Genomic DNA, 13703 nt, shown 5'->3' with positions numbered 1-13703 from the left:
TGTCTATTTTAATTCTTTTGTTTTGAAAATTTAAAATTCCAGGTAATACTAGGAATGATAGGAAAAATGGAAACTTGTTTTGCCTGCACATCCACAGACCCATAAGCAAAATCTCCTTCCCACGTAGTATAAATAAAATATGGATTTTTTCTGGAGTATACATTGTATATTGAAAAATTCCAGCTTGATTCATATTTTTTTTCGGGTTTGTTGTGCAAGGTTGCAGAAAGATCCAAACGGTGATAAGCCGGTAATCTATAACCATTTCGCGGACCATAATCTGTTTGCAACTGCCCTCCTATAACATAAAAACTTTCAACAATGGTAGTTGCCTGACCTGTTGCATATACAAAGGTGGAAGCAAAATCCCACCTGTCATTTAATTTATAAATTGCTACGATCTCCAGGTCGTGAATACGATCATATTTTGTGGGGAACCAACTTGCACCGGTTTGCAGATCGTCGAATTGACGCTCCGTTTTCGACAAAGTATAACCTATCCATCCATTAAATTGTCCTTTGGCTTTTTTTATAAAAAATTCAGCTCCATAACTTCTTCCTCTTCCAAAAACAAAATTTTCTTCAATATCAATTCCCAACTCCGGAACATATCCATCTGCAAATTCAATCTGATTTTTCAGATCTTTATAATACACTTCCACGCTGGTTTCATATTTATTACTATAAAAATTTCGGAAATACCCGAGCGAATATTGTATTCCGATCTGCGGTTTTACTTTTTTTGAACTTGGTATCCATAGGTCAGTTGGCAGAGTACTTGTAGAGCTACTTACAAGATGAATATATTGATTGTTAAATGTTACACCTGCTTTAATGGAGGAATTATTATCTACAATTATACGTGCATTTAATCGAGGTTCCAGTCCAAAATAATCTGCAATTGATTTTCCCTTGCTATAATAAACTGTATCAATTATTTGCTGATTACTTTCATCATAAACAATATCATTATAAGGACCTATTTGTTGGAAATAACTTCCTCTCAAACCAATATTTATTTTTATAAGATCGGTAATATCAAATTCATCCTGTACATAAACTCCGGCTTCGTGCGCGTATTTGCGACTTAAAGTATCTGTGGAAAAATCAACATCATCAAAATTTCCGGAGGCAGAATAAGGAATAAAGGTGTGATAAATATAATTTCCTCCAAATTTTATATTGTGATTAGAACCGGGATAATAATCGAGATCAATTTTGCCATTCCAATCCTGTATTCCCGAATATAAATTAAAATTAAAATCCTGAAATGCACTTTCAACCGAGAAATCAAAACTGTTATAAATTGCACTCATATTCATAAATAGTTTATCGTTGAATAAATGATTCCAGCGAAGGGTTCCGGTGGCATTGCCCCAGGGTACTGTTACATTTAAAGTGTTATCAGGTGCCTTATAATTAAATACATCCTGTCCGAAATAACCACTTGCAAATAATCTGTTATTATCATCAAATTTGTAATTCACTTTTGTATTGAGATCGTAGAAATAATATCCGTTTCCTTCAAATTCTCCTCCCTTTAAAAAAGGTGCAAGTAAGGCATCAATATAAGTTCGTCTTCCGGAAACAATAAAAGAAGATTTATCCTTTACAATTGGCCCTTGCACTGTTAAACGCGATGCTATTAATCCTATTCCTCCTTCCGCCTGATATTCCTGATTATTACCTTCCTTCATTTGCACATCAACAACTGAACTCAATCTACCTCCATATTGAGCAGGCATACCACCTTTTATTAATGTTACATTTTTAATTGCATCTGAATTAAAAACGCTAAAAAATCCGAATAAATGACCAGTGTTATACACTACAGCTTCATCCAATAAAATTAAATTCTGGTCAGGACCACCACCTCTCACATAAAAACCGGTATTTCCTTCCCCTGCCCCACCAACACCGGGCAATAATTGTATCGCTTTTAAAATATCAACTTCACCAAATAATACCGGAATTGTTTTTATCTGTTCAATATTTAATTCTACCCTTCCCATATCGGTGCTTTGCACATTCGCATCTTCTCTTTCACCTTTTATTACAACTTCCTCCAATTCTTTACCAAGAGTCAGGTTAATATTGAGTCGGACATCGGTATTTAATAAGATCGTCTTATTTTGGGTTTCATATCCAATATAAGAGGTTACTATGTCATAACTACCCTCCGGCAAGGTCAATGAAAAAAAACCATAGATATTTGTAACAGTCCCTGTTGCCACATCATTTTTGAGATAAACATAAGCTCCTATAAGGTCTTCACCCGTTTCGGAATCCTTAACATAACCGCTTAGGGTATATTTGTTCTGGGAGAATAAGGGGATGGAAAAGATCAACATCCAAACAATTACAAAGTACTTTTTCATCTATACACTGAATAACGTTGCAAAGTAAAGATGTGTTTAACCAAGAAAGAAATATTTTCGATGAACGTAGGGTAAATAGGCATGAAAAGCCTTTTAAAGATTCGAAGGGAGAAGATTTGAAGATTCGAAGGGAGAAGATTCGAAGAGTCGAAGGTGAAGGATCTAAGGAGGAAAAAAGGAAGGAAGGGTTGGTTAAGATTAAAAAAGGGGGGATTTATTTGGGATCTAAAATTTTTCATCTAGCCAAAACTTTTATTTGGAATAAAATTTCCAATTAAAATCAGACTAAGTCCCGATACCTGATACGTTTTAGTTGTGTCCAATTAGTAATGTGGAACGGTCCATTGAGTATTAAGATTCAATTTAAACTCTGTAAAAACATCCTTTTAAATCCGCCCGATCTGTGTCATCCGCGTTCCTCTTTTTTAACTCACCATTCGATTTGCCAGAAGAATGAGGTTCTTTGAGCAATCAGAATGTAAAAAACCATTAATTTAGCACAAACTTCAATTCATTCTAGTATGATATTTGAATCATATGAGAACATAAATATAATTACATGAAAAAATTAGTTCCATCGTTGCTCCTTATTACCTTTTTTGTTTCTTGTTCGAAGGTGCCGATCACGGGTAGAAATCAATTGCATTTATTGCCTGAAAGTCAGATGATAGCTATGAGTCTTACTGCTTATAGCGATTTTTTGAAAACGAGTGATGTGGTAGAAAAGGGCAATGATTATTCTTCGGTAAATCGGGTGAGCGATAAGCTGATACCCGCTGTGGAAGCCGTTTTGAAGCAGGAAGGTTATGCTGATCTTATCGAAGGTTATGTTTGGGAAGTTAATCTTGTGGAAAGCAAGGAAGCGAATGCCTGGTGTATGCCCGGTGGAAAAATTGTTGTTTATACCGGAATTTTGGATTTCACTAAAACTGATGCAGGTTTGGCAGTTGTGATGGGACATGAAATAGCTCATGCCGTAGCGCGACATGGCAATGAACGCATGAGTCAGGGATTGTTGGCAACTACAGGATATATGGCATTGGATATAGCTCTCGCGAACAAACCAGCTGAAACCAGAACATTATTATTAGGAGCAGTTGGTGTGGGAACAACCGTTGGAGTTTTACTTCCATTTTCGAGATTACAAGAATCGGAAGCCGATCGTTTGGGATTGATATTTATGGCTGCTTCAGGTTATGATCCACATACTGCAATAGACTTTTGGACAAGAATGTCGGCAAATGGTTCTTCTGTTCCTGAATTTTTAAGTACTCACCCTAGCGATGAAACAAGAATAAACAATATAAGGGATGAATATATGGTTGAGGCAATGAAATTCTATAAAACCAAATAATTTTGAGAATATTGTGGATACTCCCTCCAAAAAGCGTTCATTTAAGCAAATAATAAGTTTTGTAAAACAAATTCACATCGAGTCGCGCAAAGGGCAATTTGGTGATAACCTTGAGGTGTTGCTTTGGAATGGAAAGTACATGCTTAATTCTCCGAATGCAACCTATTCTTATGAAGATCGTTACACATCCTACCGCTCAGCACTTTACCTTATCAAACCTGAACTATTAAATGTAAGATCGGTTTTAGTATTGGGTTTAGGTTTAGGAAGTATTCCTCAAATGTTACAAAAAATTCATAAAATTGACTGCGATATTCATTGTGTTGAATATGATAAGACCATAATTGAACTCGCAGAAAAATATTATCCGGCAAGCTGCGATATTTCAAAAATAAAAATTCATCACAGCGATGCATTGGAATGGATGAAAAAAAATACAAATAAATTTGATTTGATAACAGTTGATCTTTTTATTGACAAACACGTTCCTGAAAAATTTTATTCGGAAGATTTTATGATATCACTTAAAAATGCTTTGTCAAAACAAGGAGTATTATTATTCAGTCGATTAAAAGAAAATTATAAATCAGAAAGATCATTGCATCAAAATTTACAAAAAGTTTTTGTGGGAGGAAAGGATATTGATACCGGAGGAAATTTAATTTACTGTTTTAAAACTACAGCATCTTGAAAGCGGGTAGTGATATAAAACATGCAGCCACATTGCTCCGAAGCGGAAAAGTAGTTGCCATACCTACCGAAACTGTTTACGGTTTGGCAGCTAACGCATTTAATGCTGAAGCGGTGATCAATATTTTCGAAATTAAGAACAGACCAAAATTTAATCCTTTGATCGTTCACGTGCAATCTTGGGAAATGGTGGAAAAAATAACTACCACAATTGATCCCTTATTAAAAAAGATAGCCGAAAAATTCTGGCCTGGACCTTTAACAATTTTATTTCCGAAATCAGATCAAATTCATCCAATTATTACCGCGGGAAGTGCTTATGTTGCCGTGAGAATGCCCAATCATCCGCTCACGATTCAATTATTAACCGAGCTTGATTTCCCACTCGCCGCACCAAGTGCAAACTTATTTGGAAAAATAAGTCCTACCACTGCCGCTCATGTTTTGGAACAATTAGGCGATCAGATCGAATATGTGTTGGATGGTGGCGAATGCAGTGTAGGTGTTGAATCCACTATTATTAAAATGAATATGTACGAAAAGGTGGAGATATTGCGTCCAGGCGGAGTTTCAGCAGAGGAAATAGCAGAAATTACGGGTTATTTGCCAAAAACCATATCGGGCAGTGAAACACCTGAAGCACCCGGCATGTTAAATAGCCATTATGCTCCTAAAATGCCTTTGGTACTTGGAAATATTGAGGAATTGCTGAAGCGTTTTGCTGACAAGAAAATTGCTGTTTTATCCTATTACGCAAAATTCGAACACCCTGCCATAGTTAAAATTTATCAGCTTTCTCCTAAAAAAGAACTGCATGAGGCTGCACACAATCTCTTTTCGCTGATGCATGAAGCCGAAAATTCGGGAGCCGATCTCATTATTTCAGAATTACTACCGGATGAAGGAATTGGAAGAGCAATAAATGATAGATTAAAAAGAGCTTCTTTTTAGGCTCATAATACAAAAGGAAAGTATAACTTTGCAGCTATAGCTCATTATTAAAATAATGGCATGATTTTTACAAATATACTCATTACTAAAAAACAATAAAATGAAAAAAGCAAGTTTACTACTGGTTATGATCGCTACCCTACTGTTTAATAACAGTTATGCCCAGGTTACTACAAAAGGCGGTACTGAATCTAAAACTGAAAAGAAAGATGAGCCTAGATCAGGTGACAAATCTGATAAGAAAGAAAAAGTGCAATCTGAAATGTCAGGTGATGCAGCAGGAACTGCAAAAGATTGGACAACAAAAATGGATGAAATCTGCAACCTTGATGCAAGTCAGGAACAAAAAGTATTGGCTATCAATCTTCGTTATGCAAATAAATTAGAAGATCTGAAAACTAAATACAAAGGCATGGAAAATCCAAATGCTGATGCAGCTAAAGCGGAAAAAGATGAAATGACTAAACAACGTTTCAAAGAATATTCTCAGGTTCTTTCTAAAGATCAAATGCAGAAATTCAAAGATTACCGCAACGATAAAAAAGATGATGCTGATCAAGCTGGTAATAATTCCGATAAAAAAGACGATGTAAAAGAAAAGTATAAAAATGCTACTCCGGAAGAACAAGCAAAAATGAAAGAAGAACTGAAAGAGAAGAAAGAAAAGAAATCCGCTGAGTAAAAAAAAATAGATCAAAAAAAAATCCGCCTAAAGGCGGATTTTTTTTTGATCTATTTTTTTTGACATAGGACATAGGATAAAGGACATAGGACTGGAGATAGGACATTGGAAATTTGACATAGGAATGGACTTAGGACATTGGAAAGAGGACAGAGGAAAACAAAATTGTATCAGGTATCAAGTATCAGGAATCAAGAAAACAAATGGTGGAATAAATTAAAATTTCGCAAGAAATTTAAACTCCTTTCTCCTCTTTCCTTACTCCTTTTTAATATCAAGAATCAGGAAAACAAACGGTGGGATTTAGTAAATTTTTTTCAGATGATAGTGAGGCTCTCGCTCCCAGCGAGGGTCTCACTAAAGGCATATAACAAAAAATTTCGCAAGAAATTTAAACTCCTTTACAATGAGTATCATGTATCAAGTATCAGGAATCAGGAAAACAAACGGTGGGATTTGAAAAATGTCGTAGAAATTTAAACTCCTTTCTCCTCTCTCCTCTCTCCTCCCTCCTACTTATTCCTAGTCACCCACGCATCTTTAATGCCGGTATCGGTAATAAAAATTTCGCGAAAGCTGGATGGTGAAATATTATCGGGAATTGATATTGCAACTATTTGATATTTACCCCAGGGTTTATTGTATCCTGTGTAACCTTTGGATTGAATTTTATTGAGAATAATTTCTACCTGTGCTGCGGAATAATAAGATCCTGCAACTAAAATATATTTATTTTCATTGGTAACTACGGGAGTCAAATTGTTTTTTATAACCGGTTCATTTTTAACTTCTGTAATTGGCGCAATTGTCGGTCTGATCGTAAGAGTATCTGTTTTTCTGAAGTAAACAATACCGGGATTCACTTCAAATTTAACGGGTTCATATTTTTCGAGCAAATAAGTATTTTTTGCGAATACTTTTTTCATTCCGAATATCTCCGCATAATCAAAACCATTCATACTCGTTTGAATAAATATTTGCATGGTTAACATGGTAAGAAGTAGAACAGCCGCTATCGGTAAAAGAGAATCAGCAAAAGTTCTTTTTTTACGTGGTTTAGCAACCGTAATCGCTTTGAGCGGTTTTACCTCAAATGATTTTTGTTCGCGGGCAACCGGTTGAGCAGTGAACGAATATAGTCCGTAACTCTGCATCAAAAAGTTTTGTGAATTGTCCGGTAGAAATTGAATATTATTTTCTACATCAAGGGTTAATCGCCCAATTCCCGCCAGTTTTACCGGTTTATGTTCGTGCAGTGCCTCTCTGATCTTAACAACGAATTCGGTAATAAGATCCTCTGCCTGTTTTATGGGAACCTGGTCTTCTCTGGCGATGGTATTGATTAGTAATCCATCATTGGAGGTCAGATTTACATTAAAAGCAACCGATTTTGAAGGACTATTGAAGATAAATGAGGTAGGATGCACCTTTGCAGGCTGGTAATTGGTTACAAATCCACCAAAACCAGGCACTATCACATAATTGTGATCGTGTAACAGCTTTACAATATGTTGGGTGATCTTCTGCAACGAGCGTCTTTAAACGCAAATATCCGCCGCTATCACATCAAAAACTTCAGAAGAAATCCACCAAATGTTTAAAACGTAAATGATATCCCCGCCAATGCCTGTATGCCATACGACGGATAATTATAATATCGCTGGTATTTAAACGAGGCCATATTGTTCACATTCACGAAAATGTTAAAATATTTGGAATACATGTAATTTGCCCCAAGGTTAAAATCCACCACTCCATCAATCTGCTCCTCAACATCTCCCGGAAGTAAAGCAAATGTTTTTCCTAGTCCAAAAATGTCGACATTCATGTTCAGCTTTTTGTTAAAACGGTACATTCCGCTGAGTGTCCACTCCAGTGTAGGACGGTGGTAAGGATTGTCGAATTTTTTGATCTCGGAGAAAGTAAATGCATTAACTGAACCCGTGAAACGGAATTTGTCGATGTTAAAATAACTGAGTTCAATATTTCCACCCCAAATGGTTGCGTCGCTATATTCCACATTAAATCTTTTCATATCGGTACTGTCGTTGATATAAAAAGGAAGGTCTTTAGCCGATTTCTGATATCCTTTTACACTGAAAGAAAAATTTCCATTGGTGGATCCACGCAATCCCGCAAAAATTTCCTGAATGGGTGAATTAATATATTGAAGCGTATCATTCACGAAAGGATTTTCATCTACGATATTGGCAAAATTATTTTTTTGTAAATGTCCTTGCGCTCCTGCAATAAATACAAATTTATCTCCGATAAGATCATAGGAAAAAAGGATATCCGGTAAAAAATAAGCATTTTCATCTTTGTCCACTTTTATTCCTGTTCCAAAATTCAAACTCCATTCATCCTTGATCATTTTGTAATACGGTTTTAATCCCGCCAAAGAATTGGAGTTCTCCCCTGCACCTTCGTAAGAATAATATTCATAAGTTACTTCTGCTCCCAAAATACTTTTATTTTCTAATTTCTTTTCACCGTAAGCAGTTATAAACGGATTTATTTCTTTGTACTTATTAATATCGGTAATGCCTGTAAATCCGAATTTCATTCCGAAATCCATATTGAGCGGATTATCGCCAATATTGTGAAATCCAACATCAAATCCATATTTATTAAATACCTGTTTAATATCAGAACCTTTAATTGTGGTATCCTCATCATTATATCCATAATAAAATAACGAATTGCGGGAGTAATAAGCATTTATTGGCAATGCATACTTATCATCAAAATAAAATTTTGCATTCCCACCTAATCTTAGATCATTATAATTCTGATTTTCCAAACTACCATTGGAGGAAATATATTTTCCGTATAACCCATAGGTGTATTTTTTATTTCTATTTGAGTTGATATAAACTTCTGCCAAAGGTGTAAACTGTGTTCCAAAACCAGCTTTTACATAAATATTATCAAGTTCTTCTGCAGGTGCATCCGGCAATCGAATTGGTTTAACTTTAACTGGCTGATAAGGAATCTGATAAAAATCGATAGGAATATTATAATCCAATTTTTCGGGTTTCACATTATTAGCCGGAATTTGTGCATCGAAATTTTCTTTCACTGCATCTGCAAGTATCGGATTATATGCACTCACTACATCTACATCCTCATTACCTGTCACCTGCGACTGCACAGTTCCAATTGTTGCAAATACAAATGAAAATAAAAAGATATATTTTATATTTTTTGAAGGAAATACCATGGTTATTTTCATTTTTAATTGTTGTCAAAATTTATTTCAAGTTCCTCATTGGAATCATCCGGATTTGATTTTTTCTTGCCCGATTTTTCCATTTCCTCAATTTGTTCTAATTTTTGTTTTGCGAGTTCCACAAGATCAGGATCACCGGTGTAACTTTCAATTATACTGTTCAAAGTAGCTTTAGCCTGCGCAAAATCGCCTTTAGCAGCAGCTATATCTGCCATAAGAATATAACTTCTTACTATCCATTCTTCATAGGCAGGCATATCGTTAATGATCTGCTGACATTTTGCTTTTGATTCATCCAGTTTACCTTTTTGAAATAAAATATCCGCCATATGAAAACGAGATTCCACTCCAAATTCATTGGTAGTTAATGCAGCAGCCTTCGAAAATGCATCGTATGCTTTATCAATATTATTATTGGATAAATGTGCCTGTCCCGAAAAATAATGAGCCTCAATTTTTTCATCGTTGGAAACCAGATCACTTGCAAGTATCCTGTTCGCGTTCACTATTACTTCATCAAAATCGTTGAGGAAATATGCAGTACGCAATAAACCGACCATGGCTACAAATGTATTTTCTTTATAATCTGCAACATCATATAATTTATCGTAATAATCGTAAGCAGTTTTATAATCTTCATTTTGATAATACTCAATCCATCCCGCACGCAATAATGCAGACTCTAAAAATTTCGTGCGGTTATTTTTTATAATGGATTCGTAATCAGGTAATGCTTTTCCGTATTGTTCCACTTTAAAATAACTTTCTCCGCGATAAAATTCCGCCTCGGTTTTAAACTGGCCTTTGGGAAATTCTCTTAAATAATCAGAAAAAGCAATGGCAGCTCCAGCAAATTCGGAACCATCAAATTTATTTTTAGCGTAATCATATTTTTTCTGATCCACTTCAGATGTAGCCGCAACACCATCAACAGCACCTGTTTCACCTGTTATGGTCACAATATCCAATAAACCTTCTTTGGCTTCCTTACCTTCTGCCGAGTTCGGTGACATCTCATAAGCAAGTCGATAATATTTTTCGGAATTTTTGTAATCCTTTTCATTGTAATAGATCAATCCCAATTTAAGATATGCTTTAATTGCATAACTGCTATTTGGTTTTGAATTTATAAGATCTTTAAATGCAGCTATCGACTGACTGTTTTGTTTCAGGATAAAATGTGTATTTGCAATTTCGTACATAGCATCATCCACATAAAGAGAATTACTGTATTTGGAAGTGAGCTGTTGTAATGTTGATATTTTACCTGAACCATTATTTTGAAGTCCTAATAACATTCCTTTTTGAAATAATGCATAATCAACACCTTTATTATTATTGTCGATAATTTTTGTGTAATTAGTTTCTGCTTTTTTATAATCTTTTGTCATAAAATAACAATCGCCTAAACGCAAAACAGCATCGATATAAACATTATTCTGGATAAGATCAGTTTTACTTGTTTTGAGTGATGTAGTTACTTTCGAAAAGTAGTTTGCTGCATTACTAAACGATTTTTGTTTGAAATACCCATACCCTATAGTGTAATTGGAATAAGGCACCGTTGTTTCTGCCGGCAGATCTTTTGCAACCTTTGCAAGTTCCTGAAATTTAACGTGATTATTAATCGCCTGAGGATATTTTGATTCGTTAAATCGTATTTCTCCTATCCAGAAATAGGATGCAGCCTGAAGGTTTGCATCTATAGGATTTTCGAGCGACTGGTTAAACATTTTTTCCGCTTCAGTATAATTTTTCTGATCCAATAATTGTACGCCGCTGTAATAAGATACCTTTTGATACGCCTCTTTTAATTTAGGTGTTTTTTGTGGTATCTTTTCAATCACTTCCATCGCAGCAACATAATCGTTGGTACTTAATAAAGATGTTGCCAGTAATTCCTGCGCTTCCGATTTATTTTTACCTTTTGGATAAGTTTTTAAATAATCCTGAAAAGCTGATACAGCAGCTGTGTAATAAGCTGATTCATAAGAAAGTTTACCATAATTCAACAATGCATTTTCATGAATTTCCGTATCAATACCTATTCGTGATGCCTCCATAAAAGCATTGCGGGCTTCTTCCTTTTTGTTGAGATCGAGATAACAGTTACCATATAAAAATTGAATATGCTGATATAAAGTATCATTATCATCAGAAGTTTCCTTTAAGGTAGTGAGCGCAGAATTTACATCACCCGTTTTATAGTGCGTGTAGGCAAGTTGATAATAATCCTCTGAACGAATATTTTTTGCTTTTTCAATATAATAACTCAAATAAGGCAAAGCTTTTTTATAATTATTCTTATAGAAATAAGCCTGACCTAACAAACTGTTTATCTCCGCATAATAAACTAACTTAGTATCAGCCATCAATGGTTCTGCATAACTGATAACCTTATCGTATTTACCTTGCTGAAAATATATATTGGAAATATAATATGGAACAACCGACGAGTATGGTGTAACATCTTTTACTATCTCAAAACAACTCAAAGCGTTTTCATAATTACCTTCATCCTGCTGAATAAAACCATAATAATAATTGGAGGCAAAATAATAAGGGCTTTCCTGTTTATCTTTTAACTGTGCAAATAAAATTTTTGCTTCCGGAAATTTTTTCTTGTTGAATAAACTATAAGCATATTGGAATTTATATAGATCTCTCTCCTCCAGCGAAAGATCCTTAACATCTACCTTCTCAAACCAGGTTGTGGCATTGGTATATTCCTTTTTATTATAATATATTTTTCCAAGTTCATTATATGCTGATCCTATCAAAACGTTTCCCGGATTATTATATATAAATTCCAGCATTTGTTTTTCTGCATCGGGATTGCGAAGTTCTATTGCACAACGTGCAGAATAATATTTGCTGTTTGAAACATAATTAAATATTTCATCCTCGGTTCCTTCGGGAATTATCATTGCCACCTGATCGAATAACTCGCGCGCTGTGGAATACATCTTATTTTCATATAACTCAAAAGCTTTTTTATAATCGGCATAAACATCCGAATGAATGAGCGATTGTTGTGCATATGACCTTCCTCCTGCAAGTATAAATACAGATAAAATCAGGAGTCTAATTATTTTTAATTTCAGCATATAAAATTCAAGTAAGTAAAATATCGTACCAATAAATAAGTAATGTAAAAACGTGGCGAAAATTACGGTTATTAACGTGTAGTAAAGGTCAAATCATATTAAAATGAATAAACATGGCATTGTTGATAATGAACGCAAAAGCATAAAAAAATATTTTACTGCGCTAAAATCAATCGTATTTATATTTGATAAGGAACCTTTTTTAAGCCTTCCTTCATTGCGGAGAATCTCTTTTTAATCAGTTTTAACAACCCAGTTCAGATCTCCCATACAATACCATCGGTTGTTGAATTTAACGGAGGTGACCGTTACCTTGTAAGGACCGCCATCGCCATTAAATTTTATCGTAATCACTTCAGAGGGTAGATTGCCATATTTAGATGGTTCCACCGTATTATGCAGAAATTTACAAGTTTCCCACTTTCCAAACATGGATCTTGTATCGTTAAACCTGTTTTCGGCTGTTTGTAATGCTTCCTCATACACCTTATTCACATCTTCCATCTCCTGACCGTTATGCTCCTGAATTTTTCGGAACGTACCTTTGTCGGGAATAAGTATTACATATTTATCAAAATCATTATCCCGTAAAGTATCAAATAATTTACGGGACAGGGTATCATTTTCCGCTGCACCGCGTTCAACAGTATTGCACGCAGTACTAATGGAAATAAAACTCAGGATAAGGAATAATTGTTTCATTTTGTGTGGTGTTTCGTTTAACGAAAAGTGTGTGTCAAATTGAAATTTGCGATAAAGGTGTAAAATTTATGCATTTTTATAAGGTTAACAAATATTTTTTGAAAGATTACGTAAAAGGAATTTAAAACCCGGGACCACAATGGTAAAAATATATACAGATGGAGCATCAAGAGGAAATCCCGGGCCAGGCGGATTTGGAACCATCCTTAAATTCGGTAAACACGAAAAGGAATTGTCGGGAGGTTTCCGAAAAACCACCAACAACCGCATGGAACTTATGGCTGTAGTGGCGGGTTTGGAAGCCTTAACAAAGGATGGATTGGAAATTACTGTGTATTCCGATTCGAAATACGTGGTGGATGCCATTGAAAAAAAATGGATCTACGGCTGGATGAAAAAGGGATTTCAGGGCAAAAAAAATCAGGATCTGTGGATGCGTTTAATGCGGTCATACGCTAAACACAAGGTAAATTTTGTTTGGGTAAAAGGTCATGCGGGACACCTCGAAAATGAACGCTGCGACCAATTAGCCGTGGAAGCGGCAGAAGGAAGAAATCTGGAAATAGATCTTTTTTTTGAACAGGAGGAAAAGGGCAAACTTTTATGA

Annotated in this window: 11 protein-coding genes; 6 read left to right on the top strand and 5 right to left on the bottom strand. The window is 35.1% G+C overall.

All coding sequences use genetic code 11. From position 1 onward, the window contains the following. Positions 1–8 precede the first annotated feature (8 nt). Positions 9–2378, bottom strand: coding sequence for a TonB-dependent receptor (locus IPI31_11135; GenBank protein ID MBK7568364.1), 2370 nt, complete (start codon positions 2376–2378; stop codon positions 9–11). A gap of 17 nt (positions 2379–2395) precedes the next feature. On the opposite strand from IPI31_11135, the gene IPI31_11130 reads away from it, so the two are divergent. The 5 genes from IPI31_11130 to IPI31_11110 all read left to right on the top strand — a co-directional run bounded on the left by IPI31_11130 (position 2396) and on the right by IPI31_11110 (position 6055). Next, on the top strand, positions 2396–2656 hold the full coding sequence (locus tag IPI31_11130) for a hypothetical protein (protein MBK7568363.1): 261 nt from the start codon (positions 2396–2398) through the stop codon (positions 2654–2656). Between the two features lie 281 nt (positions 2657–2937). Next, positions 2938–3732 (top strand): M48 family metallopeptidase, encoded by a 795-nt coding sequence (locus tag IPI31_11125; GenBank protein ID MBK7568362.1) that lies wholly within the window; start codon positions 2938–2940, stop codon positions 3730–3732. Positions 3733–3745: 13 nt separating this feature from the next. Next, entirely contained in the window at positions 3746–4423 is a 678-nt protein-coding gene (locus IPI31_11120) for a fused MFS/spermidine synthase (protein MBK7568361.1), read from the top strand. Then, complete coding sequence (locus tag IPI31_11115) at positions 4417–5373, top strand: threonylcarbamoyl-AMP synthase (GenBank protein MBK7568360.1); 957 nt, start codon at positions 4417–4419, stop codon at positions 5371–5373. The genes IPI31_11120 and IPI31_11115 overlap by 7 nt, the downstream gene beginning before the upstream one ends. Positions 5374–5473: 100 nt before the next feature. Then, complete coding sequence (locus IPI31_11110) at positions 5474–6055, top strand: hypothetical protein (GenBank protein MBK7568359.1); 582 nt, start codon at positions 5474–5476, stop codon at positions 6053–6055. Between the two features lie 512 nt (positions 6056–6567). Here the strand turns inward: IPI31_11110 and IPI31_11105 are convergent. The 4 genes from IPI31_11105 to IPI31_11090 all read right to left on the bottom strand — a co-directional run bounded on the left by IPI31_11105 (position 6568) and on the right by IPI31_11090 (position 13096). Beyond that, positions 6568–7584, bottom strand: a complete 1017-nt coding sequence (locus IPI31_11105; GenBank protein MBK7568358.1) for an HU family DNA-binding protein — start codon at positions 7582–7584, stop codon at positions 6568–6570. A gap of 68 nt (positions 7585–7652) precedes the next feature. Then, positions 7653–9290 carry a hypothetical protein gene (locus IPI31_11100; GenBank protein MBK7568357.1) on the bottom strand — a complete coding sequence of 546 codons (1638 nt, stop codon included), beginning with the start codon at positions 9288–9290 and terminating at the stop codon, positions 7653–7655. A gap of 2 nt (positions 9291–9292) precedes the next feature. Continuing rightward, complete coding sequence (locus IPI31_11095) at positions 9293–12394, bottom strand: tetratricopeptide repeat protein (GenBank protein ID MBK7568356.1); 3102 nt, start codon at positions 12392–12394, stop codon at positions 9293–9295. Between the two features lie 234 nt (positions 12395–12628). After that, a complete protein-coding gene (locus IPI31_11090; GenBank protein MBK7568355.1) occupies positions 12629–13096 on the bottom strand; it encodes a hypothetical protein in 468 nt (155 codons plus the stop codon). Between the two features lie 139 nt (positions 13097–13235). On the opposite strand from IPI31_11090, the gene rnhA reads away from it, so the two are divergent. Next, positions 13236–13703, top strand: coding sequence for a ribonuclease HI (rnhA, locus tag IPI31_11085; protein MBK7568354.1), 468 nt, complete (start codon positions 13236–13238; stop codon positions 13701–13703).

It is taken from the genome of Bacteroidota bacterium, assembly GCA_016706865.1.
GTDB lineage: Bacteria > Bacteroidota > Bacteroidia > Chitinophagales > BACL12 > UBA7236.
This window is presented reverse-complemented; position numbering and strand designations above follow the sequence as displayed.